25 protein-coding genes are annotated in these 25730 nt (G+C 61.7%); 7 read left to right on the forward strand and 18 right to left on the reverse strand.

Going from position 1 to position 25730, the window contains the following annotated elements; translation table 11 throughout:
• Positions 1-227: 227 nt before the first annotated feature.
• On the reverse strand, positions 228-620 hold the full coding sequence (rpsI, locus tag K4A76_RS18965; protein WP_003260797.1) for a 30S ribosomal protein S9: 393 nt from the start codon (positions 618-620) through the stop codon (positions 228-230).
• Positions 621-634: 14 nt separating this feature from the next.
• A complete protein-coding gene (gene rplM, locus K4A76_RS18970) occupies positions 635-1063 on the reverse strand; it encodes a 50S ribosomal protein L13 (RefSeq protein ID WP_003251819.1) in 429 nt (142 codons plus the stop codon).
• Positions 1064-1321: 258 nt separating this feature from the next.
• Here rplM and K4A76_RS18975 point away from each other — a divergent pair, with 258 nt between their 5' ends.
• Together K4A76_RS18975 and K4A76_RS18980 are read left to right on the forward strand one after the other, a co-directional pair.
• Positions 1322-2362 carry an NADP(H)-dependent aldo-keto reductase gene (locus K4A76_RS18975; protein WP_110675628.1) on the forward strand — a complete coding sequence of 347 codons (1041 nt, stop codon included), beginning with the start codon at positions 1322-1324 and terminating at the stop codon, positions 2360-2362.
• 258 nt (positions 2363-2620) lie between these two features.
• Positions 2621-3541: a GlxA family transcriptional regulator gene (locus K4A76_RS18980; protein WP_172828420.1), complete on the forward strand. Its 921-nt coding sequence runs from the start codon at positions 2621-2623 to the stop codon at positions 3539-3541.
• A gap of 93 nt (positions 3542-3634) precedes the next feature.
• Here K4A76_RS18980 and zapE read toward each other — a convergent pair whose 3' ends face one another.
• From zapE to K4A76_RS18995, 3 genes are all read right to left on the reverse strand, one after another.
• Positions 3635-4729, reverse strand: a complete 1095-nt coding sequence (gene zapE / locus K4A76_RS18985) for a cell division protein ZapE (RefSeq protein WP_029886538.1) — start codon at positions 4727-4729, stop codon at positions 3635-3637.
• A gap of 84 nt (positions 4730-4813) precedes the next feature.
• Positions 4814-6163: a tryptophan--tRNA ligase gene (locus K4A76_RS18990; protein WP_274410924.1), complete on the reverse strand. Its 1350-nt coding sequence runs from the start codon at positions 6161-6163 to the stop codon at positions 4814-4816.
• A gap of 25 nt (positions 6164-6188) precedes the next feature.
• Entirely contained in the window at positions 6189-6824 is a 636-nt protein-coding gene (locus tag K4A76_RS18995) for an alpha/beta hydrolase (protein WP_274410925.1), read from the reverse strand.
• A 135-nt stretch (positions 6825-6959) separates the two neighbouring features.
• On the opposite strand from K4A76_RS18995, the gene K4A76_RS19000 reads away from it, so the two are divergent.
• Positions 6960-7397 (forward strand): YhcB family protein, encoded by a 438-nt coding sequence (locus tag K4A76_RS19000; protein ID WP_009684440.1) that lies wholly within the window; start codon positions 6960-6962, stop codon positions 7395-7397.
• 229 nt (positions 7398-7626) lie between these two features.
• Here K4A76_RS19000 and K4A76_RS19005 read toward each other — a convergent pair whose 3' ends face one another.
• Positions 7627-8823 carry a methionine gamma-lyase gene (locus K4A76_RS19005; protein ID WP_274410926.1) on the reverse strand — a complete coding sequence of 399 codons (1197 nt, stop codon included), beginning with the start codon at positions 8821-8823 and terminating at the stop codon, positions 7627-7629.
• Positions 8824-8950: 127 nt separating this feature from the next.
• Here K4A76_RS19005 and K4A76_RS19010 point away from each other — a divergent pair, with 127 nt between their 5' ends.
• Positions 8951-9430 (forward strand): Lrp/AsnC family transcriptional regulator, encoded by a 480-nt coding sequence (locus tag K4A76_RS19010; protein ID WP_173890979.1) that lies wholly within the window; start codon positions 8951-8953, stop codon positions 9428-9430.
• A 96-nt stretch (positions 9431-9526) separates the two neighbouring features.
• Here the strand turns inward: K4A76_RS19010 and cysN are convergent, their stop codons facing one another.
• The 3 genes from cysN to K4A76_RS19025 all read right to left on the reverse strand — a co-directional run bounded on the left by cysN (position 9527) and on the right by K4A76_RS19025 (position 13394).
• The gene (cysN, locus tag K4A76_RS19015; RefSeq protein WP_009684444.1) at positions 9527-11428 is read right to left on the reverse strand and encodes a sulfate adenylyltransferase subunit CysN; all 1902 of its coding nucleotides are present in this window, start codon (positions 11426-11428) and stop codon (positions 9527-9529) included.
• Between the two features lie 16 nt (positions 11429-11444).
• The gene (gene cysD, locus K4A76_RS19020; protein WP_009684445.1) at positions 11445-12362 is read right to left on the reverse strand and encodes a sulfate adenylyltransferase subunit CysD; all 918 of its coding nucleotides are present in this window, start codon (positions 12360-12362) and stop codon (positions 11445-11447) included.
• Positions 12363-12635: 273 nt separating this feature from the next.
• Positions 12636-13394, reverse strand: a complete 759-nt coding sequence (locus tag K4A76_RS19025) for a Nif3-like dinuclear metal center hexameric protein (RefSeq protein WP_009684446.1) — start codon at positions 13392-13394, stop codon at positions 12636-12638.
• Positions 13395-13562: 168 nt separating this feature from the next.
• On the opposite strand from K4A76_RS19025, the gene algW reads away from it, so the two are divergent.
• Positions 13563-14723: a Do family serine endopeptidase AlgW gene (gene algW, locus K4A76_RS19030; RefSeq protein ID WP_009684447.1), complete on the forward strand. Its 1161-nt coding sequence runs from the start codon at positions 13563-13565 to the stop codon at positions 14721-14723.
• A 31-nt stretch (positions 14724-14754) separates the two neighbouring features.
• On the opposite strand, the gene K4A76_RS19035 is transcribed toward algW, so the two are convergent.
• The 4 genes from K4A76_RS19035 to K4A76_RS19050 form a co-directional block, all read right to left on the reverse strand.
• On the reverse strand, positions 14755-15519 hold the full coding sequence (locus K4A76_RS19035; protein ID WP_003251792.1) for an amino acid ABC transporter ATP-binding protein: 765 nt from the start codon (positions 15517-15519) through the stop codon (positions 14755-14757).
• A gap of 10 nt (positions 15520-15529) precedes the next feature.
• A complete protein-coding gene (locus tag K4A76_RS19040) occupies positions 15530-16627 on the reverse strand; it encodes an amino acid ABC transporter permease (RefSeq protein ID WP_115294702.1) in 1098 nt (365 codons plus the stop codon).
• Between the two features lie 10 nt (positions 16628-16637).
• Entirely contained in the window at positions 16638-17816 is a 1179-nt protein-coding gene (locus K4A76_RS19045) for an amino acid ABC transporter permease (protein ID WP_029887285.1), read from the reverse strand.
• 67 nt (positions 17817-17883) lie between these two features.
• Positions 17884-18912, reverse strand: coding sequence for an amino acid ABC transporter substrate-binding protein (locus tag K4A76_RS19050; RefSeq protein WP_009684450.1), 1029 nt, complete (start codon positions 18910-18912; stop codon positions 17884-17886).
• A gap of 332 nt (positions 18913-19244) precedes the next feature.
• Here K4A76_RS19050 and K4A76_RS19055 point away from each other — a divergent pair, with 332 nt between their 5' ends.
• Positions 19245-19901, forward strand: coding sequence for an alpha/beta hydrolase (locus tag K4A76_RS19055; RefSeq protein WP_009684451.1), 657 nt, complete (start codon positions 19245-19247; stop codon positions 19899-19901).
• A 101-nt stretch (positions 19902-20002) separates the two neighbouring features.
• Positions 20003-21454 carry an ATP-dependent RNA helicase RhlB gene (gene rhlB, locus K4A76_RS19060; protein WP_274410927.1) on the forward strand — a complete coding sequence of 484 codons (1452 nt, stop codon included), beginning with the start codon at positions 20003-20005 and terminating at the stop codon, positions 21452-21454.
• A 163-nt stretch (positions 21455-21617) separates the two neighbouring features.
• On the opposite strand, the gene moaE is transcribed toward rhlB, so the two are convergent.
• The 5 genes from moaE to K4A76_RS19085 all read right to left on the reverse strand — a co-directional run bounded on the left by moaE (position 21618) and on the right by K4A76_RS19085 (position 25720).
• Positions 21618-22064: a molybdopterin synthase catalytic subunit MoaE gene (gene moaE, locus K4A76_RS19065; protein ID WP_054912050.1), complete on the reverse strand. Its 447-nt coding sequence runs from the start codon at positions 22062-22064 to the stop codon at positions 21618-21620.
• A gap of 2 nt (positions 22065-22066) precedes the next feature.
• Positions 22067-22312 (reverse strand): molybdopterin converting factor subunit 1, encoded by a 246-nt coding sequence (gene moaD, locus K4A76_RS19070; RefSeq protein ID WP_274410928.1) that lies wholly within the window; start codon positions 22310-22312, stop codon positions 22067-22069.
• Positions 22312-22782, reverse strand: coding sequence for a cyclic pyranopterin monophosphate synthase MoaC (gene moaC, locus K4A76_RS19075; protein WP_054912052.1), 471 nt, complete (start codon positions 22780-22782; stop codon positions 22312-22314). Before moaC ends, moaD begins: the two co-directional genes overlap by 1 nt.
• 137 nt (positions 22783-22919) lie before the next feature.
• Complete coding sequence (locus tag K4A76_RS19080) at positions 22920-24314, reverse strand: PhoH family protein (RefSeq protein ID WP_009684456.1); 1395 nt, start codon at positions 24312-24314, stop codon at positions 22920-22922.
• A gap of 278 nt (positions 24315-24592) precedes the next feature.
• Entirely contained in the window at positions 24593-25720 is a 1128-nt protein-coding gene (locus K4A76_RS19085; protein WP_274410929.1) for a polysaccharide deacetylase family protein, read from the reverse strand.
• Positions 25721-25730 lie beyond the last annotated feature (10 nt).

The raw sequence follows: 25730 nt of genomic DNA on the forward strand, positions 1-25730 counted from the left end.
ACCAGGCCTGTACTTAGGTTGTGTCTGTGGCACTAAAATTTGGTCGCCATGGTAAGAAACAAATCCACACACTGACAAGGGATTAGCCGGGCAAGGGCCCACTACCAGCGCTTTGCTTGATCTGCGTCTATGCGACGAGCGGCCACAGACATGCTGACAGGTTAGTTCAAGGCAAAAAAAAAGCCCGGTTCCAAGGAACCGGGCTCTTTTCGACTGCCGAAGCGGTATTAACGCTTGGAGTACTGAGGACGCTTACGCGCTTTACGCAGACCCACTTTCTTACGCTCGACTTCACGAGCGTCGCGGGTGACGTAGCCAGCACGACGCAGAGCGCCACGCAGGGTTTCGTCGTATTCCATCAGAGCGCGGGTGATACCGTGACGGATCGCACCGGCCTGACCGCTGACACCACCACCGGAAACGGTGACGTAGATGTCGAACTTCTCAACGGTTTCGGTCAGCTCGAGCGGCTGACGAACAACCATGCGAGCGGTTTCGCGACCGAAGAACACGTCCAGAGAACGGTTGTTGATGGAGATGTTACCAGTACCCGGACGCAGGAATACGCGAGCGGTTGCGGTCTTGCGACGGCCAGTGCCGTAATTTTGAGTCGCCGACATAATGAACTATCCCGTTAGATCTTCAGTTCTTGAGGCTGCTGAGCAGTGTGTGGGTGAGCAGCACCCGCGTACACTTTCAGCTTACGGTACATGTCGCGACCCAGCGGGTTCTTAGGCAGCATGCCTTTGACCGCGGTTTCGATAACACGCTCAGGGGCCTTGGCGATCAACTTCTCGAAGTTGATTTCCTTGATACCGCCCGGGAAACCGGAGTGGGAGTAGTACATCTTGTCGGAAGACTTGGCACCAGTCACACGAACCTGTTCAGCGTTGATAACGACGATGTAGTCGCCGGTGTCAACGTGAGGGGTGTATTCTGGTTTGTGTTTGCCACGCAGACGGGTAGCGATTTCGGTAGCCAGACGACCCAGGGTCTGGCCAGCGGCGTCGACTACGAACCACTCGCGCTTTACTGTTTCCGGTTTAGCAGTAAAAGTTTTCATTCTCTAAAGCCTCAGAGGCCGCCCAGCGAAAAATAGACGGCGAATCTTACTGGATAGTGCACAGCTTGCCAAGGGCAAGCGCGCAGCCGAACACTGACGCTTTTGGGGGCTCGGGTCGGGCACGCCAATATTCGACGGGGTTCTTCCTGCGTGATGGTGCATCACTTCCGCCACGCGGAGAGGGGCTGAATTATCCAGATTGCGCGAAAAATTTCAACCTGCTTTGATGAGCTTCCATTGCCAAGGAGTGTTTACCCGATGGAATACCGCCAGCTCGGCCGAACCGACCTCAACGTCAGCGCCCTGTGCCTGGGCACCATGACCTGGGGCGAGCAGAACGACCAGGAAGAGGCTTTCGGCCAAATTGCCCGGGCCAAGGCCGCGGGGATCAACTTCATCGACACGGCCGAAATGTACCCGGTGCCGCCACGTGCGGAAACCTACGCCGCTACCGAGCGCATCATCGGCAACTGGTTCAGGGCCAACGGTGACCGTGATGACTGGGTGCTGGCCAGCAAGGTTGCCGGCCCCGGCAACGGCATCAGCCACATCCGCGATGGCCAGCTCAAGCACAACCGCCAGCACATCGTCGCGGCGCTGGACGAGAGCCTCAAGCGCCTGCAGACCGATCGCATCGACCTGTACCAGCTGCACTGGCCGGAACGCAGCACCAACTTCTTTGGCAAACTGGGCTACCAGCACCTGCCGCACGATCACTTCACGCCGCTGGAAGAAACGCTGGAAGTGCTGGACGACCAGGTACGGGCGGGCAAGATCCGTCATGTTGGCCTGTCCAACGAAACGCCGTGGGGCACCATGAAATTCCTGCAACTGGCCGAAAGCCGGGGCTGGCCACGGGCGGTATCGATCCAGAACCCGTACAACCTGCTCAACCGCAGCTTCGAGGTGGGCCTGGCGGAAGTCGCCATTCGCGAGCAATGCGGTTTGCTGGCGTACTCGCCGCTGGCATTCGGCATGCTGTCGGGCAAGTACGAGAACGGCGCTCGGCCGGAAAACGCCCGCCTGACCCTGTTCAGCCGCTTTGCCCGCTACTCCAACCCGCAGACCGTGGCCGCCTGCAGCCGCTACGTGCAGCTGGCCCGCGAGCACGGCCTGGACCCGGCACAGATGGCCCTGGCGTTCGTGACGGGCCAGCCGTTCGTGACCAGCAACATCATTGGCGCTACTAGCCTGGAGCAACTGGACAGCAACCTGGCCAGCGCCGAGCTGCACCTGAGCGACGAGCTGCTGGCGGCGATCGAAGCCATTCACCAGGCGCAGCCGAACCCGGCACCTTGAGCGTAATCCTGTACCGGCCTATTCGCGGGCAAGCCCGCTCCCACAGGGTTCAGCGCAGGCGCTGTGGGAGCGGGCTTGCCCGCGAAGAAGCCAGCGCGGTGCTGCGGGCTAGACACACTCGCCAAAAAATAAGACGATCCAGCCGGTGATTGACCACTCTACCCTATAAGAACAATGACAATGATGTTTACCCAACCCCCCGCGTCGCTGCGGCGCGTCAGCATCCTGGCCATTGACAAGGTGTTCGCTTCGACCTTGATGCAGGCCAAGGACTTCTTCCACCTCGCCAGCCTGCGCTACGGCAAGCAGCTGGGCCTGGGCTTGCAGCCCATGTTCGAGATCCGCCTGGTGAGCCCCGATGGCCTGCCCGTGGACAGCTTCAGCAATGTACAGCTACCGGTCGACGGCGGCCTGGATGACGCCGATGTCATCATCCTGCCAGCCTACTGGGACGACTTCGACAACCTGCTGCAACGCTACCCACAGGTGCTGCCGTGGCTGCGTAACCAGCACGCCCGCGGCGCGGTGCTGTGCGCGGAGGCCAGTGGCGTGTTCTGGCTGGCCGAAAGTGGCCTGCTCGACGGCAAGGAGGCGACCACCTACTGGCGCTTCTTCAGCAGCTTCGCCGAGCGCTTCCCGAAGATCCGCCTGAACCAGGACAAGCACCTGACCGACGCCGACAACATCTATTGCGCTGGCGGCGCCACTTCGGCCTGTGACCTGTACATCTATCTGATCGAGCGTTTCTGCGGGGCCAATGTGGCCCGTGCGGTGTCGCGCGACATCCTCTACGAAGTGCAGCGCAACTACACGCCGGGGCGCATGGGGTTTGGCGGGCAGAAGCTGCATCAGGACCTGATCATCCTGCAGATTCAGCACTGGCTGGAAGAGCACTTCGCGGACAAGTTCCGCTTCGAGGATGTGGCCCGCAACCACGGCATGAGCATCCGCAACTTCATGCGCCGGTTCCAGGGGGCGACCGGCGACAAGCCGCTGCACTACCTGCAACGGCTGCGGATCGAAACGGCCAAGGGGTTGTTGTCGAGCACGCGCAAGAGCATCAAGACCATCAGTTACGAGGTCGGTTACGACGATGCCAGTTTCTTTGCGCGGCTGTTCCGCCAGCATACCGAGTTGTCGCCGAACCAGTACCGGCAGCAGTTCATGCAGGAAGCTTGAGGGCTTATTAGGGCCGCTTCTACAGTAGTGAATCGCTGAATCCTGTAGGAGCGGCCTTGCGTCGCGATGGGCCGCAAAGCGGCCCCAAAATGCTTAAGGCTTGTGCGCCCGAGACAGGAACTCGTGCGACTGCATCTCCAGCAAGCGGCTCAGGGTACGCTGGAACTCGAAGCTCAGGCGCCCACCGGTGTACAGGTCTTTTAGCTCCACCTCGGCCGAGATGATCAGCTTGACATTGCGGTCGTAGAACTCGTCCACCATGTTGATGAAACGCCGCGCGATATCATCGGTGGTCACCCCCATCTGCTCTACATTGCTCAGCAGCACCGCGTGGAAGATCTTGCCCAGCTCGATGTAGTCGTTCTGGCTACGCGGTCCGTCGCACAATGCCCGGAAGTCGAACCAGGCAACGTCGTCGCACGTACGCAAGGCATTGATCGGGCGGTTCTCGATCATCAGCACGTCATTTTCGACCGCCTGGGTGCATTCCGGGGTCAGCGCCTTGAAGCTGGCACGCATGCTTTCGTGCGCTGCCTCATTGAGCGGGTAGTGGAACAGTTCGGCCTGCTCCAGATGACGCAGGCGATAGTCCACGCCGCTGTCGACGTTCACCACGTCGGTGTACTGCTTGATCATGGCGATGGCCGGCAGGAAACGCGCGCGCTGCAGGCCGTCCTTGTACAGGCCGTCGGGCACGATGTTGGAGGTGGCCACCAGCGACACACCGTTCTTGAACAGCTCTTCCATCAAGGTGCCGAGGATCATCGCATCGGTAATGTCCGAGACGAAGAACTCGTCGAAGCAGATCACCTTGGCCTCTTCGCTGAAGCGCTTGGCAATGATGGTCAGCGGGTTCTTCTCACCCTTGAGGGTCTTCATTTCCTCGTGCACACGCTTCATGAAGCGGTGGAAGTGGGTGCGCATTTTCTGCTTGAACGGCAGCGCCTCGTAGAAGGTATCGACCAGGTAGGTCTTGCCCCGCCCTACTCCACCCCAGAAGTACAGGCCCTTGACCGGGGTCTGCTCCTTCTTGCCGAACAGCTTGCCGAATACCCCCGGCTTGTTGTTCTGCGCCTGTACCAGGTCGTCGTACAGGCGCTGCAGGTGACGCACAGCAGTTTCCTGCGCCGCGTCATGGAAGAAGTCGGGACGTTTCAGATCTGCTTGATAGCGTTCTAAGGGAGTCATGATTCGTTAGCGAGGCAACAAAAAACGGGCCGTCACTGTAGCGACCGGCCCGCTTTATGGCAATTGGAGTTGCGGCGAATTGCCTCAGTCCTGTTGTGGGGCCAGGGCTTCGTGCAGGCTTCGAATGGCTGCATCCCGCGCTTCAGCGCTGGCGAACTGCGGCCCGTCGGCAACCTGTTCACCGTTGAGCCACAAGCCGAAACCCAGGCCCTCTACACGCACATCGGCCTCAGCACCCTGCTGCAGTTGCTTGCTCACCGCACCTGCACTCTTGCCGTCGGCAAAGCTGCGCGACAACAGCAGTTGCTCACCGTCGGCGGCCAGCAGGCGGAAGCGGAAGCTGCCGTCCTCATCACGGAAGCTGACGAAACGCGCGCTCTTGGCGGCCTTTTTCTTCACTTCGGTACTGGTTTGCACGCTGCTGCGGAACGAGCGCAGGCCAACCGCCTCACGCAGTTGCTCCAGGAACGGGGTGGCAATCTTGCGGGCCTTGGCGGCCCCCGCCAGCAGGATATCCTCAAGGTCGGCCGGGCGCGCGATCAGCTGGTGGTAGTGCTCGCGTTTTTCCGCCAACTGGCCGTCCAGCAACTGGAACAGGCGCTGCTTGGCATCGCCCCAGCCCAGGCCCTGCAACAACTCGTCGCGGAACCCGGCGCACTGTTCTGGCGTAGCGAAGGCCTGGTAGAGGGTGAACAGGTGCGAAGTGTCCGGGTCCTTGGCTTCGCCAGGCGCACGCGAATCGGTCACGATGCGCGAGATGGCGTCTTTCATGTCCTTGGCGCTGGTGAACAACGGAATGGTGTTGTCGTAGCTCTTGGACATCTTGCGCCCGTCCAGGCCCGGCAGGGTCGCCACGCTTTCTTCGATCACCGCCTCTGGCAGGGCGAAGAAGTCCTTGCCTTGGCCGAACAGGTGGTTGAAACGCTGACCGATGTCCCGGGCCATTTCCACGTGCTGGATCTGGTCGCGGCCCACCGGCACCTTGTTGGCATTGAACACCAGGATGTCGGCCGCCATCAGCACCGGGTAGCTGAACAAGCCCATGGTCACGCCGGCATCCGGGTCTTCACCGGCTTCCACGTTCTTGTCCACCGAGGCTTTGTACGCATGTGCACGGTTGAGCAGGCCCTTGGCCGCAACGCAGGTCAGCAACCAGGTCAACTCGGGGATTTCGGGGATATCGGACTGGCGGTAGAAGGTCACCTTGTCGGCGTCCAGGCCACCGGCCAGCCAGGTGGCGGCGATTTCCAGGCGCGAGCGCTGGATGCGCAGCGGGTCGTCGCACTTGATCAGCGCGTGATAGTCGGCCAGGAAATAGAACGAGTCGACACCGGGCTGCTGGCTGGCACGGATCGCCGGGCGGATGGCGCCGGCGTAGTTGCCCAGGTGCGGAGTGCCGGTGGTGGTGATACCGGTGAGAATGCGCGTGGTCATGGGTGTTCGCTTATTCAGGCTTGGCTCAGTTCGAAAGGCGCGGCAGCAGCAGATCCTTGAGATCGGTCAGCTTGCCATGAAAGAAGTGTCCGCATTCTGCCACTTTCAGCAGCTCATGGGGGCGCGACAGGCTGTCGGACCAATCGTAAACCAGCTGCGGCGCGACCACTTCATCGGCCTCCGGCTGCACCACGGTGATCGAGCATTGCTGTGGCAGGGGGAATTCGTCGGTCAGGCGCATTACCGCTGGGGCAATCATGAACAAGTGCTGCAGGCTCACCCCACCCGCCTCCAGGCGGCCAGCCAGGCTGGTGGCAACGAAGCCGCCGAACGAGAAGCCCATCAGCACCAGCGGCAATTGCGGGTGCTTATCGCGCAGCCAGGCCGCAGCAGCCTCGCCATCGGCCACTTCGCCTGCGCCCATGTCATGGCTGCCAGCGCTCTGCCCGACGCCCCGGTAGTTGAACCGCAGGGTCACATAGCCGGCGTCACGGGCGGTGCGCTGCAGGGTCGAGACCACCTTGTTGAGCATGGTGCCGCCCTGAACCGGGTTGGGGTGGCAGATCAGCACCGCGCCGCGGGCATCGGCCACGTCCAGGTACAAGGCTTCCAACTGGCCACTGGGGCCATCGATGAACAAGGGGGTTTCGCGGACAAGCAAGGCACTACTCCGTGACCTCGGGGTGGGTCGTTTCGTCTAGGTGAGGAATTCTGTTCTGATTTGCGATCGCTCGCGGTATACAGCGCAGGTCTGAGCCGTTAACGTAAAGCAAAGCCGTTTATAGAGGAAGGACTCGTGGAACTCTCGCTCCTTGTTTGGTTGTTGCCGACCTTGGCCCTGGTCATTGGCGTGGTCGTCGGTTTCGTCGTGGCTCGCCTGCTGCCCAATGCCGCGCCCAGCAGCACACAGCGCCAGCTGGATGAAATGCAGAAACGCTTCGACAACTACCAGAACGAAGTGGTTACCCACTTCAACAGCACTGCAGTACTGGTCAAGAAGCTGACCCAGAGCTACCAGGATGTCCAGGACCACCTGGCCGACGGTGCCAACACCCTGGCGCTGGACGAACTGACCCGCCAGCGCCTGCTGGCCGCCCTGCACTCCGAAGGTGCGCATGGCCCCCGTGATCGCCTGACCCCACCGAAGGACACTGCCGAAGTGCCGCGCGATTATGCGCCAAAGGTACCGAATTCCCCGGGCATGCTCGACGAGAGCTACGGGCTCAAGCGTTGATTCGCTGAACATGAAGAAGGCCTCGCGAGAGGCCTTTTTGGTGGGCAGCCCAGGTACGCCGAAGCATTTGAAATCTGCGCAATATCTGTGGGAGCGGGCGTGCCCGCGAACACCGGCGTAGCCGGTGCCAGCCACCGCGCTGGATTCTTCGCGGGCACGCCCGCTCCCACAGGACCCTGCTAAATCAATAAGTTATGTACTGTTCTATGGAACGGCCGGCCCAAACAACCTAGCTACAAGCCTGCAATGCCTGCTCGACATCCGCCAGCAGGTCTTCCACATCCTCCAACCCCACCGACAAACGCACCAACCCCTCCGAGATCCCGTGGTGCGCCCGCTCCTCTGGCGTATAGCTGGAATGGGTCATGCTCGCCGGGTGCTGCGCCAACGATTCGGCATCCCCCAGGCTCACCGCCCGGGCAAACAGCTGCAGTGCGTTCATGAACCTGCGCCCGGCCTCGATGCCACCCTTGAGCTCAAAAGCAATCATCCCGCCCGGCAAACGCATCTGCCGCTGCGCCAGCTCGTATTGGGCGAACGATGGCAAGCCCGGGTAGTGGATAAGCTCGACCTGAGGCTGCCGAGCCAGGAACTGCGCCACCTCCAGTGCGTTGGCGCAGTGGCGGTCCATGCGCAGTGCAAGGGTCTTGATCCCGCGCATCAATAAAGCCGCGTCATGCGGAGACAGCACCGCCCCGGTCATGTCTTTCAGCCCTTCCAGACGAATGCGGTCGACCAGCGCCTTGCGCCCCACTACCAACCCCGCGGTGATATCACCATGGCCACTGAGGTACTTGGTCGCGGAATGCAACACCAGGTCCGCCCCCAACGCCAGTGGCCGCTGCAGGTAGGGCGTGCAATAGGTATTGTCGACCACGATATGCAAGTCATGCCCACGGGCCACCTCGGCGACCGCCGCGATATCCACCAGTTGCATGTTGGGGTTGGCTGGCGTTTCAAAGTAGATCATGCGTGTCTTGCGGGTGATGGACGCCCTTAAAGCCTTGACGTCATTGAGGTCGACGTGACGGACCTTCACCCCGAACTGGCCAATGCCGTGATGCAGAAACGCAAAGGTGCACCCATACAAGGTATGCCCCACGATCAGTTCGTCGCCGGGGCGCAGCAGGGTCCAGATTGTCGAGGTAATCGCGCCCATCCCCGACGCCAGCGCCAAGCCTGCCTCACCACCCTCCAGCGAAGCCATGCGCTCCTCCAGCAGCGCCAATGTGGGGTTGGAGATGCGGCTGTAGAAATGCCCTGCCACGTCCCCGGCAAAGCACGCTGCGCCGTGTTCAACAGTGGGAAAGGCATAGGTGGCGGTCTGGTAAACCGGCGGCACCAGCGCGCCACTATGTGACAGCGGGTCGTAGCCGTGGTGGATGGCTCGCGTCGAAAAACCGGTGTTGTTATGGGAGTCGCGCATGGCAACAGCCTCTCGTGGTTTGCTATAAGCTTATGCCACCGAGCTGCCCGAATTTTTCCAAAGTAGCCCACACAGCGGCCTGCTTGGTGGAAAGAAAACAACAATCAAACAAGCAGGAGGGCAAAACATGCCTTCGAGCCTCGATCGCACCGACCGCGCCTTGCTGGCCGCCCTGCAGGACAACGCCCGCCTCACCGTTGCCGAACTCGCCGACCAGGTGGCACTGACCACCTCGCCCTGCTGGCGCCGCGTCAAACTGCTGGAGGACAACGGCTACATCACCGGTTACCAGGCCGTGCTCTCGCCCAAGTCACTGGGCTTCGGCGTCACTGCTTTTGTCAGCATCATGATGGACTCGCACACCAAGGACATGGCCCTGGCGTTCGAGCAGCGGCTGATGGAAATTCCCGAAATCGTCGCCTGCCACAACATCTCTGGGCGCTACGACTTTCTGCTGGAGATTCTGGCGAGAGACCTGGAATCGTTCGGCGAATTCACCCGCGAGGTGCTGCAGCGGTTGCCAGGGGTGAAGGAGATCTATTCGAGTTTTTCGTTCAAGGCGGTGAAGGAGCGCCGGGTAATTCCTGTATCGGAACACCACATCTGAACGGCAAGCACGCCCCCCTGGCGCATCACCAGGCGTGAGACAACCTGCACAAAAAAACCCCGCCGGAGCGGGGTTTTTGGTAGTGCAGGGCAGCGCTTAGATCGCACCACGCTGACGCAGTACGTCCAACACCTGTTTAACGCCTTCGTCCACGCTGGTGGCCTGGGTGTCGATCACCAGGTCGGCATCCAGCGGCACATCGAACGGGAAGCTTTCACCCGGGATGTTGTCGCCACCGGCAGCGTACAGGCCCTGTGGGTCACGCTCGCGGCAGACCAGTGGGGACGCCTGGACGTAGACCGTTACCAGGCGATCCTTGCCGATCAGCGCCTTGGCCTGTTCGCGGCCTTCGGCATCCGGGGCAACGAACGCTGCCAGGGTCAGCATGCCGGCTTCGTTGAACTGGCGCGCCACATGGGCGGCACGGCGCCAGTTTTCGGTGCGGCCAGCGCGGTCCTGCGGCAGGCCCTTGTTCAGGTCATGGCGCAGGTTCTGCCCGTCGAGCACGTACACTGCACGGCCCATGTCGAACAGCTTGCGCTCAACGGCATAGGCCAGGGTGCTCTTGCCGGCGCCAGAAAGGCCACTGAACAGCACGGTGGCTGGCTGCTGACCGAAACGCAGGGCGCGCTCCTCGGTAGACACGTGGGCCTGCTTGCCATGCTGGCCGGTGCTGCCATGCGGCAAGACTGGCTGGGCGATGATCATGCCGGCGCCGACGGTGCCGTTGGTCAGGCGGTCGATGACGATGAACGCACCGGTTGTGCGGTTGCTGTCGTAACCGTCCAGGGCAATGGCGCTGTCCAGGGATACCTTGACGCGGCCAATCTCGTTCAGCTGCAGGGCGCTGGCGGCGTCCTTCTCGAGGGTGTTCACATCAACCTTGTGGGTGATGCTGGCAATCGAGCCCGGCACGTAGCTGGTGGCGCGCTTGATGTCGTACTTTTTGCCCGGGAGCATCGGCTCTTCGGCCATCCACACCAGCATGGCATCGAACTGGTCAGTGACCGGTGGCACGTTGTCGGCATGCACCAGCAGGTCGCCACGCGAGATGTCGATCTCATCTTCCATGGTCAGGGTCACGGCCTGGCCTGGGCCGGCGCTTTCCAGTTCACCTTCATAGGTGACGATGGACTTGACCCGGCTGCTCTTGCCCGACGGCAGCACGACAATTTCGTCGCCCTTGTGCACCACGCCGCTGGCGAGGGTGCCGGCAAAACCGCGGAAGTTCAGGTTCGGCCGGTTGACGTACTGCACCGGGAAACGCAGGTCGGTGAAGTTGCGGTCAGCCGACACTTCGACGGTTTCGAGGATTTCCATCAGGGTCGGGCCGGTGTACCACGGCGATTGCTCGCTGTGGTTGACCACGTTGTCACCCTTGAGCGCCGACATCGGCACGAAGTGCAGGCTGCTCGGGGTCAGGTTGATGGCTTCGGCGAACTTCAGGTAGTCCGCCTTGATGGCCTCGAAGACGCCTTCATCGAAGCCCTTCAGGTCCATCTTGTTGACCGCGACCACGATGTGCTTGATGCCCAGCAGCGACGCGATGTAGCTGTGGCGGCGGGTCTGGGTCTGCACGCCATAGCGGGCATCGACCAGGATGATCGCCAGGTCACAGGTGGATGCGCCGGTGGCCATGTTGCGGGTGTACTGTTCGTGGCCCGGGGTGTCGGCGATGATGAACTTGCGCTTGGCGGTGGAGAAATAGCGGTAGGCGACATCGATGGTGATGCCCTGCTCACGCTCGGCCTGCAGGCCGTCTACCAGCAGCGCCAGGTCGACCTCTTCGCCGGTGGTGCCAGACTTTTTCGAATCGCGGGTGATGGCCTCGAGGTGGTCCTCGTAGATCATCTTGGAGTCGTGCAACAGGCGCCCGATCAGGGTGCTCTTGCCGTCATCCACGTTGCCGCAGGTGAGGAAACGCAGCAGTTCTTTACGCTCGTGCTGAGCCAGATAAGCGAGGATGTCTTCGCTGATCAAATCGGATTGGTGCGACATGGAGTAACCCTGAAAATTAGAAGTAGCCCTGACGTTTCTTGTCTTCCATCGAACCGGCGCCATCGTGGTCGATGACCCGGCCCTGGCGCTCGGAAGTGCGCGTCAGGAGCATTTCCTGAATGATGTCGGTGAGCGTTTCGGCCTCCGACTCGACAGCGCCCGTGAGCGGGTAGCAGCCGAGGGTACGGAAACGCACCTTCTTCTTGACGATGCGGGCTTTCTCTTCCTCGGAGAGGTGTTCGAGGATGCGCTCGTCGTCGATCATGATCAGGGTGCCGTTCTTCTCGATGACTTCACGCTCGGCAGCGAAGTACAGCGGCACGATCGGGATGCCTTCGAGGTAGATGTACTGCCAGATGTCCAGTTCGGTCCAGTTCGACAGCGGGAAGACGCGGATCGACTCACCTTTGTTGACCTTGCCGTTGTACACGTTCCACAGCTCGGGGCGCTGGTTCTTCGGGTCCCAGCGGTGCTTGCTGTCACGGAACGAGTACACACGCTCCTTGGCCCGCGACTTCTCTTCGTCGCGGCGAGCACCACCGAAGGCGGCGTCGAAACCATGCTTGTCCAGCGCCTGTTTCAGGCCCTGGGTCTTCATGATGTCGGTGTGCTTGGAGCTGCCATGGGTGAACGGGTTGATGCCCTGCGCCACACCCTCGGGGTTGACGTGGGTGATCAGCTCCAGGCCCATTTCCTCGACCATCTTGTCGCGGAACCTGTACATCTCCTGGAATTTCCACTGGGTGTCGACGTGCATGACCGGGAACGGCAGCTTGCCCGGGAAAAAGGCCTTGCGCGCCAGGTGCAGCATCACGGCGGAATCCTTGCCGATCGAGTACAGCATCACCGGGTTGTCGAACTCGGCGGCCACCTCGCGGATGATGTGGATGCTTTCCGCCTCCAGCTGTTTCAAGTGCGTCAGTTTGTCGACCATGGCTACTCACGAAAAACGATCTTATGGACGGCCTGCGGGCCGTGTTCGAGCGGATCACTGTATCACAGCGGCTGCTTCTATTTAGGCGGCCAGCTAGATCGAAAAAGTCTAACGATATGACTGGGGGTTAGGCTAATGCCTGCTCAATTAAGCGTTACTGGGGCTGCTTTGCAGCCCTTCGCGGGCACGCCCGCTCCCACACGTTTGGCGCTGATCTCAAGAAATGCGCGATCCCCTGTGGGAGCGGGCGTGCCCGCGAAGGGGCCAGTAAGGTCAGATCGGGTTCGGGCAATCGATGAACAGGTGTTCCACGGCAAACCGCCGCGCCAGGTAATCACCCAGCGCCTGCACCCCATACCGCTCGGTGGCATGGTGCCCGGCAGCGATGAAGCTGACGCCATTCTCCCGCGCACTGTGGTAGGTCTGCTCCGACGCCTCGCCCGTCAGGTACAGGTCTACCCCGGCGGCAATCGCCGTGTCGATATAGCCCTGCCCGCCCCCGGTGCACCAGCCGACCCGGCGGATCATTTCGTCGCCTTCGACCAGCAGCGGCTCACGCCCCAGCACCTCCTGCACGCGCCGGGCAAAATCGCGGGCAGTCACCGGTTCGGCCAGCGAACCGACCAGCCCGACCACCTTTGGGTTCTCCGGGTCAAGCGGCCCTTCGACGGTAATCTCCAGTTGCCGCGCCAGCTGCACGTTGTTGCCCACCTCAGGGTGTACATCCAGCGGCAAGTGGAATGCCAGCAGGCTGATGTCGTTGTTCAGCAAGGTTTTCAGGCGGCGCTGGCGGATGCCGGTGATGCAGGGGTTTTCGCCCTTCCAGAAGTAGCCGTGGTGCACCAGCACCAGGTCGGCTTCGGCCTCGACCGCAGCATCCAGCAACGCCTGGCTGGCGGTGACACCGCTGACGATACGGCTGACCTGCGGCCGGCCTTCGACCTGCAGGCCATTGGGGCAGTAGTCCTGGATCCTGGCGCTGCCCAGGTAACGCTCGGCTTCTTCAACCAGGGTGTTTAGCGCGACGGCCATGAAAATCTCCTCGAAAACTGCACACTCCCCAGGCGCAACGCACAGGGAACGCCCGTATAATGCCGGCCATTATGGGCCGTCGCCGGCACTGGGGGAACCGGTGTATGATCGCGCGCGCTCATGCCCCACCGCGCGGCCACTGGCCCCCGCCCTTTTCAGGACTCGTTCATGTTCAAGGCTTTGCGTTACTTTGGCTGGCCCCTGCTTACCGGCGTATTGATCGCCGTGCTGATCATCCAGCGGTTTCCGGAATGGGTCGGCCTGCCCAGCCAGGACGTCAACCTGCAGCAGGCACCGCAGACCACGAAGATCATGCAGGGCCCGGTGTCCTACGCCGACGCCGTGACCCTCGCGGCCCCGGCGGTGGTCAACCTGTACACCACCAAGGTGGTCAACAAGAGCGCCCACCCGCTGTTCGAAGACCCGCAGTTCCGCCGCTTCTTCGGCGACAACCTGCCCAAGCAGCGCCGCTGGGAATCGAGCCTGGGCTCGGCAGTGATCATGAGCCCCGAGGGCTATCTGCTGACCAACAACCACGTCACCAGTGGCGCCGACCAGATCGTGGTGGCCTTGAAGGATGGCCGCGAGACCCTGGCCCGGGTCATTGGCAGCGACCCGGAGACCGACCTGGCGGTATTGAAGATCGACCTGAAGAACCTGCCCGCCATCACCATCGGCCGCTCCGACACCATCCATATCGGTGACGTGACGCTGGCCATCGGCAACCCGTTCGGCGTTGGCCAGACCGTGACCATGGGCATCATCAGCGCCACCGGCCGCAACCAGTTGGGCCTGAACAACTACGAAGACTTCATCCAGACCGACGCCGCGATCAACCCGGGCAACTCCGGTGGTGCGCTGGTCGATGCCAACGGCAACCTGGTCGGCATCAATACGGCCATTTTCTCCAAGTCTGGTGGCTCGCAGGGCATCGGCTTCGCCATCCCGGTCAAGCTGGCACTGGAGGTGATGAAGTCGATTGTCGAGCACGGCCAGGTGATCCGCGGCTGGCTGGGTATCGAAGTGCAGCCACTGAGCCAGGAACTGGCCGAGTCGTTCGGCATGAAGGACCGCCCAGGCATCGTGGTTGCAGGCATCTTCCGCGAAGGGCCGGCGGCCAAGGCCGGGCTGCAGCTGGGGGACGTGATCTTGAGCATCAACGGCGAACCGGCAGGTGACGGGCGCAAGTCGATGAACCAGGTGGCGCGGATCAAACCGAACGAAAAGATCACCATCGAGGTGATGCGTAACGGGCAGCAGCTCAAACTGGTGGCCGAGGTGGGGCTGCGGCCGCCACCGGCACCCGCTGCCCCACAAGAAGAGAAGTAAACATCGGGGCCGCTTCGCGGCCCCGGCTGTATCAATGCAGGATCTGGCTGAGGAACAACTTGGTCCGGTCGCTGCGTGGCCGGTCGAAGAAATCATCCGGTGCCGCCTGCTCGACGATTTCACCTTTATCCATGAAGATCACCCGGTTGGCCACGGTGCGGGCAAAGCCCATCTCGTGGGTCACGCAGAGCATGGTCATGCCATCTTCGGCCAGACCCACCATGGTATCGAGCACTTCCTTGACCATCTCCGGGTCCAGGGCCGAAGTGGGTTCGTCGAACAGCATGATTTTCGGCTTCATGCACAACGCCCGGGCAATCGCCACGCGCTGCTGCTGGCCACCAGACAACTGCCCCGGGTACTTGTGCGCCTGCTCCGGGATACGTACCCGCTCCAGGTAATGCATGGCAATCTCTTCGGCCTTGCGGCGCGGCATCTTGCGCACCCACATCGGCGCCAAGGTGCAGTTCTCCAGAATGCTCAGGTGCGGGAACAGGTTGAAGTGCTGGAACACCATGCCCACTTCACGGCGGATCGCCTCGATCTGCTTGAGGTCGTTGGTCAGCTCCACGCCATCGACCACGATGCGCCCCTGCTGGTGCTCTTCCAGGCGGTTGAGGCAACGGATGGTGGTGGACTTGCCCGAGCCGGACGGCCCGCACAGCACGATACGCTCGCCCTGGCGAACATTGAGGTTGATGTCCTTGAGCACATGGAACTGACCGTACCACTTGTTCACACCCTGCATCTGGATGATCCCTTCGGGGCCGGCAGGCTGCTTGATCGCTTCACTCATTTCGAAACTCCTAACGCTTGTGGCCAGTGTCCAGCTTGCGCTCCAGGTGCATGGAGTAGCGGGACATACCGAAACAGAAAATCCAGAACACCAGGGCGGCGAAAACGTAGCCCTCGGTAGCCATACCCAGCCAGGCCGGGTCGGCGGCGGCTTGCTTGACACTGTTCAGCAGGTCGAACAGGCCGATGATGATCACCAGGCTGGTGTCCTTGAACAGGGCAATGAAGGTGTTGACGATGCCAGGGATCACCAGCTTGAGCGCCTGCGGCAGGATCACCAGGCCCATCGCCCGCCAGTACCCCAGGCCCATGGCTGCGGCCGCTTCGTACTGGCCCTTGGGGATGGCTTGCAGGCCACCGCGTACCACTTCGGCGACATAGGCCGACTGGAACAGGATCACGCCGATCATCGCCCGCAGCAGCTTGTCGAAGCTCATGCCCTCAGGCAGGAACAACGGCAGCATCACCGAAGACATGAACAGCACGGTGATCAGCGGCACGCCGCGCCAGAACTCGATGAAGGTCACGCACACCACCTTCACCGCCGGCATCCTCGAACGCCGCCCCAAGGCCAGCAGAATGCCCAGGGGCAAAGCGCCGACGATGCCCACGGTGGCGATCACCAAGGTCAGCATCAGCCCGCCCCACTGGCTGGTGGACACGTTGCTCAGGCCCAGCAGGCCACCGTGCAACAAGGTGTAGGCCAGCAGCGGGTAAAGCACCAGAAAGCCCAGGCCATAGAGGGCCTTGCGCGGGAAGCGCTTGATGAACAACGGCGCTGCGCCAAGCACTGCCAGCCATACCGTCAGGTCGACCCGCCAGCGCAGCTCGACGGGGTAGTAGCCGTACATGAACTGGCCGAAGCGCTGCTGCACGAACACCCAGCAGGCGCCGTCCTTGGTGCAGTCGGCGCGGGTGGTGCCAACCCAGTTGGCGTCGATCAGTGCCCAGTGCAACAGCGGTGGCACGATCAGCCAGATCAGGTAGAGGGCAAACAGGGTCAACAGGGTGTTCAGCCAACTGGAGAACAGGTTGGTACGCATCCATGCGAGTACGCCGACGGTTTTCACCGGTGGCGGCATATCGGGTTTGAAAACATGGGCATTCACAGGCGTATCCTCACCGCTCGATCAGCGCAATGCGCTTGTTGTACCAGTTCATCAGCAGCGAAATGCTGATGCTGATGGCGAGATAGACACTCATGGTGATGGCGATCACCTCGATGGCCTGGCCAGTCTGGTTGAGCACGGTACCGGCGAACAGCGAGACCATCTCCGGGTAGCCGATACCGGCCGCCAGCGACGAGTTCTTCGCCAGGTTCAGGTACTGGCTGGTCAGTGGCGGAATGATCACCCGCAAGGCCTGGGGGATGATCACCTTGCGCAAGGTTGGCCCTTCGCGCAGCCCCAGCGAGCGCGCCGCCTCGGTCTGGCCGTGGCTGACCGAACGGATGCCCGAGCGCACGATCTCGGCGATGAAGGCGGCGGTATAGATCGTCAGCGCCAGGGTCAGCGCCAGCAGTTCGGGGATCAGCACCCAGCCACCGACGAAGTTGAAGCCCTTGAGCTGCGGTGCCTCCCACGTGACCGGGCTGCCGAACAGCAGCACGCTAAGGCCTGGAATGACCAGCAACAGCGCCAGCGCGGCCCAGAACTTGTGGAACGGTACACCGGTCTCGTCGAAGCGTTTGTTGGCCAGGCGCACCATCAGCCAGACCGCCCCCACCGCCACCGCCAACGCCGCGACAAATGGCCAGAAACCGTCCGCCATGGAGGCACCAGGCATGTTCAGGCCACGGTTGCTGATGAAGAACAGGTCGTTGAGGTTGATGCTGCCCCGCGGTCCCGGCAGGGTCAGGAATACGGCGAAGTACCAGAACAGGATCTGCAGCAGCGGCGGAATGTTGCGGAAGGTCTCCACGTACACCGTCGCCAGCTTGTTGATCATCCAGTTCGGCGACAAGCGTGCCACACCGATGATGAAACCCAGGATGGTCGCCAGGATGACGCCAATGAAGGTGACCAGCAGGGTGTTGAGCAGGCCGATGACGAACACCCGTGCATAGCTGTCCGATTCCACATAGGGGATCAGGTGCTGGGCGATGCCGAAGCCGGCACTGCGATCGAGGAAGTCGAAGCCCGAGGTGATACCCCGGTGTTGCAGGTTGGTTTGCGTATTGTGAAACAGGTACCAGCCCAGACCGACCACGAAAACGATGGTGAGAATCTGGAACAGCCACGCGCGCACACGTGGATCGCTCAGGGATAAACCCTTTTGTGCGCCAATATGATTTTGCATGAAGTGCCCCGGGAAATAGGGATTCGAACAACCTGCGGCGGCCGGATGCCGCCGCAGGGTGCAGCCATCAGCGCACAGGTGGCGCGTACTGGATGCCGCCGTTGTTCCACAGGGCGTTCATGCCACGGTCGATCTTCAGGTCGGTACCTTGGCCCAGGTTCTTCTCGAACACTTCGCCATAGTTGCCGACTTGCTTGACGATCTGCACTACCCAGTCTTTGGGCAGCTTGAGGTCCTTGCCGTACTCGCCGTCCGCACCCAGCAAGCGGGCCACGTCAGGGTTCTTGGTAGCTTTGGCTTCAGCCTCGACGTTCTTCGAGGTGATGCCCGCCTCTTCGGCGTTGAGCATGGCGAACAGGGTCCACTTGACGATGCTGAACCAGTCTTCGTCGCCTTTGCGCACCACCGGGCCGAGTGGCTCCTTGGAGATGGTTTCCGGCAGCACCACATATTCGGTCGGTGCGGCCAGCTTGGAGCGCTGGGCAAACAGCTGCGACTTGTCGGACGTCAACACATCGCAACGGCCGGACTCCAGCGACTTGGCGCTTTCGTCAGAGGTATCGAAGGTGATCGGGGTGTACTTCAGGCCATTGGCCCGGAAGAAGTCCGACACGTTCAGTTCAGTGGTAGTCCCTGCCTGGATGCAGATGGTCGCGCCATCGAGCTCCTTGGCACTGGAAACACCGAGCTTCTTGTTGACCAGGAAACCGACGCCGTCATAGTAGGTGACACCGGTGAACACCAGGCCCATGCCGGCATCGCGCGAGCTGGTCCAGGTGGTGTTGCGCGACAGCACGTCAACTTCGCCCGATTGCAGGGCCGTGAAGCGTTCCTTGGCGTTGAGCTGGCTGAACTTGACCTTGTTGGCGTCGCCGAACACGGCAGCGGCCACGGCGCGGCAGACATCGGCGTCGATACCGATGATCTTGCCTTGTGCATCAGGTACCGAGAAGCCTGGAAGACCGTCGCTCACGCCACACTGGACGAAGCCCTTCTTCTTTACCGCATCAAGGGTGGCGCCGGCCTGGGCATTGCTCACGGCGCCCAGCGCGGCGGCAGCGGTCAGGACTGCCAGGGTGGTTTTCAACACTTTCATTCACAACCTCCAAATCGCTCTTGTTGTATCGAGCCGGAATTGCACCGCACCCTTTTGAGGCATGTCCGACCCGTATTGGCTAGTTATTGGGTCAATTGGCGCAATGGGCTGTTCTATGACAGCCTTCGCGTACAAAGGGTGTTACCGTCACGGCCTGCCCTTTGCATCGCAACCTCAGTTGCAAAGCGCGTACCAAATGTTTTGGCTGGAGCGTTTAAGCGTTCGTCAAGTAGTGAAAGTTGTATCGTTGCGACATTCTTTTTCAGGCAATCCTGTGCAGCGCTTTTTTTTAACGCACACAACACGATCACCCGCACTCTTTCGGAGCAGTCATGACCAACCCGCTGATTCTCGAACCACAGAAAACCGCTGATGCCTGTGTGATCTGGTTGCACGGCTTGGGAGCCGACCGTTACGACTTCCTACCCGTAGCCGAATTCATGCAGGAGCGTTTGACCAGCACCCGCTTCGTGATGCCTCAGGCACCCACCCGCCCGGTGACCATCAATGGCGGCTATGCCATGCCCAGCTGGTACGACATCAAGGCCATGACCCCGGCCCGCGCCATAGACGAGGCTCAGTTGGAGGAGTCGGCCGAGCAAGTGGTGGCGCTGATCAAGGCGGAGCAGGCCAAAGGCGTCAGCTTGTCGCGCATCTTCCTCGCCGGTTTCTCCCAGGGCGGCGCGGTGGTGTTGCACACTGCCTATATAAAGTGGCAAGAGGCGCTGGGTGGGGTCATCGCCCTGTCCACCTACGCCCCCACCTTCAATGACCAACACCAGCTCAGTGCCTGCCAACAACGCACCCCTGCCCTGTGCCTGCATGGCGTGCACGACCCGGTGGTGATCCCGGCCATGGGCCGCACCGCCTTCGAGTACCTGAACACCTGGGGCGTAGCTGCCCGCTGGCACGAATATCCAATGGAACACGAGGTAGTGGTCGAAGAGTTGAGCGACATCCACGACTGGCTGGCAAAGCAACTGCAATAAGCCAAGGCCGCCTGTAGTTGTAAGGCTATTCCACTACGCCACGCCTGATTCTTGCATTACACTGCCCGGCGTACATTCCTTAATCAGTTGATGAGACGATCGTGCTCAAGGCACTCAAGAAAATATTCAGCAAGGGAGAGGCTGCACCACAGGCCGCCGCTCCTGCTGCCAGTGTGACGCCGCCTGCGCCGGCCCCCGCCAGCGAGGCGCAACCGGCGGCCCCACGCGCCAACCCTACCCCCAAGGCAGAATCGCCTGTCGCCGCAACGCCAGTGGCCGACAAGCCGGCCAAGGACAAACCACGTCGCGAGCGCAAGCCCAAGCCCCAGGCCAGCCTGTGGAAACTGGAAGACTTCGTGGTCGAGCCGCAGGAGGGCAAGACCCGCTTCCACGACTTCAAGCTGTCCAGCGAGGTGATGCACGCTATCCACGACCTGGGCTTCCCCTACTGCACGCCGATCCAGGCGCAGGTGCTGGGTTACACCCTGCGTGGCCAGGATGCCATCGGCCGTGCCCAGACCGGCACCGGCAAAACCGCAGCGTTTCTGATCTCGATCATTTCCCAGCTGCAGCAGACCCCTGCACCCAAAGAGCGCTACATGGGTGAGCCGCGGGCGCTGATTATCGCGCCAACCCGCGAGCTGGTGGTACAGATCGCCAAGGATGCTGCGGCGCTGACCAAGTACACCGGCCTGAACGTCATGAGCTTCGTCGGCGGCATGGACTTCGACAAGCAGCTCAAGGCCCTGGAAGCGCGCCACTGCGACATCCTGGTGGCTACACCGGGCCGCCTGCTGGACTTCAACCAGCGGGGCGAGGTGCACCTGGACATGGTCGAAGTGATGGTGCTGGACGAAGCTGACCGCATGCTCGACATGGGCTTCATCCCGCAAGTGCGCCAGATCATTCGCCAGACGCCGCCCAAAAGCGAGCGCCAGACCCTGCTGTTCTCGGCCACGTTCACCGAGGACGTGATGAACCTGGCGAAGCAATGGACCACCAACCCGGCCATCGTCGAGATCGAACCGGAGAACGTGGCCAGCGAAACGGTCGAGCAGCATGTCTATGCGGTGGCCGGCAGCGACAAGTACAAGCTGCTGTACAACCTGGTGACCCAGAACCGCTGGGAACGGGTGATGGTGTTCGCCAACCGCAAGGACGAAGTGCGGCGCATCGAGGAAAAACTGGTGCGCGACGGCATCAACGCCGCCCAACTGTCGGGCGACGTGCCGCAACACAAGCGAATTCGTACCCTGGAGAACTTCCGCGAAGGGCGCATCACCGTTCTGGTCGCCACCGACGTTGCCGGGCGCGGGATTCACATCGACGGCATCAGCCATGTGATCAACTTCACCCTGCCAGAGGACCCGGACGACTACGTGCACCGCATTGGCCGTACCGGCCGTGCCGGCACCAATGGCGTATCGATCAGCTTTGCCGGGGAAGATGACTCGTATCAGCTGCCGGCGATCGAAGAGCTGCTGGGGCGCAAGATCAAATGCGAGATGCCGCCGGATGAACTGCTGAAGCCGGTGCCGCGCAAGCATCACTGACCCGTGGTTGGGAATACATATCCCCCTGTAGGAGCGGCCTTGCGTCGCGATAGGGCCGCACAGCGGCCCCGGGATTTCAGCTTCAACGCATCAATTGCCGGGGCCGCTTTGCGGCCCCATCGCGACACAAGGCCGCTCCTACAAACGGCGGGCGCAGCCTTGACTACCAGCGCCCTGCGGCATCCAGGTCACTCTGCCTGCCTTCCACCCACCTCGGCCCTTCCTGGGTATTTTCCTTCTTCCAGAACGGAGCCCGGGTCTTCAGGTAGTCCATGATGAAGTTGCAGGCATCGAACGCTGCCTGCCGATGGGCACTGGCCACGCCGACGAACACGATTGGCTCACCCGGCTCCAGCGCACCGATGCGGTGCAGCACCTGCACTTTCAACAACGGCCAGCGCTGCTCGGCCTCGGCCACGATCTTGGCCAGGGCCTTTTCGGTCATGCCCGGATAGTGCTCGAGGAACATCCCTGCCACTTCGCGGCCATCATTGAAGTCCCGCACATAGCCGACAAAGCCGACCACCGCGCCTACCCCCACGTTGGCCGCATGCATGGCATTGGTCTCGACGCCCGGGTCGAACGCGTGTTCCTGCACTCGCACTGCCATGCTCAGCCCCCCGTCACCGGCGGGAAGAACGCCACTTCATCGCCCTCTTCCAACGGCTCATCCAGCTTGCACAGTTCCTCGTTGCGGGCGCACATCAGGTTCTGTTCGCCTAGCAGTTCATAGGGCCCACCCTTGCCCAGCAATGCCCGGCGCACATCGTCGACAACCATGAACTCACCCTCCACCCGCTCGGCATCCACACCCAGCAACTCACGGTAACGCGCGAAGTACATCACTTTGACTTTCATCACGCCTGCACCTTGTAGTGGCCGCTCTTGCCGCCCAGCTTTTCCAGCAGGCGAACCTGCTCGATGACCATGCCTTTATCCACAGCCTTGCACATGTCATAGATCGTCAGCGCAGCGACGCTAGCGGCGGTCAGTGCCTCCATTTCCACACCGGTTTGCCCGGCCAGCTTGCAGCGGGCGAGGATCCGCACCGCGTCCTCGCCCTCCGCGCTGAGTTCCACCTTGACGCTGGTGAGCATCAGCGGGTGGCACAGCGGTATCAGGTCGCTGGTCTTCTTCGCCGCCTGGATGCCGGCAATGCGCGCCACGGCGAACACATCGCCCTTGGGATGTTCACCGTCGACGATCATCTGCAGGGTCTGCGGCAACATGCGCACCCGCGCCTCGGCGGTGGCCTCGCGCTCGGTCACGGCCTTTTCAGTGACGTCGACCATGTTGGCCCGCCCCTGGGAATCAAGATGTGTCAGCACTGCTCTGCTCCTGTGAAGGGAGCCTGCAGTGTAAACCTGTGGGTCAGGTTTGAGCAGAGGTATGTGTCGGCAGGTCTGGCGGCTGTATGAACACGCTCGTAGAGATGCCGGGCAGCGGGCTGCCCGGCGACAGGTTTTTACAGATGCGACTCGGCGTACTCGGCCAGTACCGAGCGTGGCACACCCTGCAGGGTGATGTGCACGCCATGGGGGAAGTCCTTGAAGCGCTCGGTCAGGTAGGTCAGGCCCGAGCTGGTCGCGGACAGGTAGGGGGTATCGATCTGCGCCAGGTTGCCCAGGCAGACCACCTTGGACCCGGAACCGGCACGGGTGATGATGGTTTTCATCTGGTGCGGCGTCAGGTTCTGGCACTCGTCGATCAAGATCAGGCTCTGCTGGAAGCTGCGGCCGCGAATGTAGTTCAACGACTTGAACTGCAGCGGCACGCGCTCGAGGATGTATTCGACGCTGCCATGGGTGCTTTCATCATCCATGTGCAAGGCCTCGAGGTTGTCGGTAATGGCGCCCAGCCACGGCTCCATCTTCTCTGCTTCGGTACCCGGCAGGAAGCCGATCTCCTGGTCCAGCCCCTGCACGCTGCGGGTGGCGATGATGCGCCGGTAGCGTTTGCTGACCATGGTCTGCTCGATGGCAGCTGCCAGGGCCAGGATGGTCTTGCCGGAACCGGCAGCACCGGTCAGGTTGACCAGGTGAATGTCCGGGTCGAGCAAGGCGAACAGCGCCAGGCTCTGATGAATGTCCCGCGGCTTCAGGCCCCAGGCCTCCTGGTGCAGCAGTGGCTCCTGGTGCAGGTCGAGCAGCAGCAACTCGTCGTCGCGGATGCCCTTCACCCAGCCGACGAAGCCCTGGTCGTCAATGATGAACTCGTTGACGTGAACGGCCGGCAGGGTGTCGATCATGTGCACGCGATGCCAGGTCCGGCCGCGCTCCTGGCGGGTATCGACCTTGCTGACCCGGTCCCAGAACGAACCGCTGACCGAGTGGTAGCCCTTGGACAGCAAGGACACGTCATCGACCAGTTGGTCGGTGCTGTAGTCCTCGGATGCGATGCCGCAGGCGCGCGCCTTCAAGCGCATGTTGATGTCTTTGGTGACCAGCACCACATCCAGGTCGGGGCGCCGGCTACGAACGTCCAGCAGGGTGTTGATGATGATGTTGTCGTTGAGGTGTTCCGGCAACAACTTGCCAGGCTCGTTGCGTGGGCTCATCAGGATCGAAAGAAAGCCTTTGGCCCCACTCTTGTTGCGCTGGATCGGCACGCCCTGCTCGACATCACTGGGCGAAGCGTCCCCGAGGGTCTGGTCGATCAGGCGGATGGCCTGCCGGCACTCTGCGGCGATGGTCTGTTTACCGGTCTTGAGCTTGTCGAGTTCCTCCAGCACCGTCATGGGGATAGCGACGTGATGCTCCTCGAAGTTGAGTAATGCGTTGGGGTCGTGAATCAGGACGTTGGTATCGAGCACATAGAGGATTGGCTTGCTGGAGGAAGGGGTGCGTCCTTGGTCATCCATACTCGGTCACCTTATGTCGAAGCCGCACGGCGTGGTCTGTTACGCCGCAGAGTGACTGCCGTGTCCCCGTATCCGCGTTGTTACGGGCGGGGAGCAACCTGGCCAGGAGGGTCTGGATGACGCCACCTGTGCTGCAGGGATCGGCTGTCTGGTTTCTTCATACCGCAAAAGCCATGACCGGAAAAAGCATTTTTACGTGTTTTTGAAGTTTATTTTTCCGATTGACGATAAGGCCTTGGCGGCAGGCCCAGACACGACTACGCTCAGAAGTGGTACCTCTATTCGCTGTACCCATAGGCCCGGCAATCTTCCCAGCCGATACCGCTCTGGGCGGTACTGCGCAGCAACCACTCCACCGCCGGTTGCGCCTTGGGCAGGCTGTCATGCAGCTGGATAACCCCCTTGCGCCACAACAGCATCAGGGTCAGCACGCGTTGCGCCGAGGCTTCGGCGGTCAGTGCAGTGTCATCCTGCGCGTCGATATCCCACAACGACACCCGCAACTGCTGGCTGGCCATGAACGCCTCGCCATCGGCCCGGCGTTGCCCGTAAGGGGGGCGGAACAGCGGCACGTACTGCTCCGGCAGGTCGGCCTGCACGCGGGCCTGGCTGCGCCGCAGCGAGTCCTGCCAATCGACCCACTGTGCATGCGAGCGGTACTCCCAGCCCTGAATACCCACGCACTGGCCGCGATAAAGCCTGGCCACGGTGTTCGGCATGCCGGCATCCCGGCGCTGCTGCAGGCGGTTGCCAAGCACGAAGAAGGTACCCGCCAGCTTTTGCCGGCGCAGGTAATCGGCCAGCAGGTCGGTACTGCCGCCGTCAGGCCCCGGGCCACCGACGAAGGTCAGCAGGAACATGCGATCGTTCAGGCGTTCACCATCGAGCTCCCGTGCAGATAGCCGCTCCACCTCGCTGCTGGTCTGGGGCAGCAGCGCAGCTTTGCGCAGCTGTTCGTCCAGGTAGCGGCTGTGGAACTGGTGGCTGGGTTCTACCCACCCGGCATAGAACGCGCCGACATCGGTGGCGAACGTCGCCGCCTGGGTACGTAGATCCGCCATGGACTCAACGGCGTAGCAGAACGACGCATCCTGCTCGCAGCTGCGTTGTGCCTGTTGGTAGCCTGCCCATAACCGCTGCCACATGCGCGCCCGCAGTTGGCGAACCTTCTGCAGGTTGATCTGCCGCAAGCCCAGCCGCGCCGCCAGCGTTGCATCATCGAGCAGCTCGCTTTCATGCAGTACCCGGGCGAACGACAGAATCTCCGCCCGTGAAGCCACATCGAACAACGCCGGGCTGTTCAGTTGCTCGGGCCACAGGCTGCGATCGAAACTGACCGGGGCTGTGGGGGCGGCTTGCACGGCCAGGCTCAACAGCGCGGCCAGCGCGGCAAAGGCGATGCGCACGGTAAAAGGC

This window comes from Pseudomonas sp. NEEL19 (genome assembly GCF_028751975.1).
Taxonomy (GTDB): domain Bacteria; phylum Pseudomonadota; class Gammaproteobacteria; order Pseudomonadales; family Pseudomonadaceae; genus Aquipseudomonas; species Aquipseudomonas juntendi.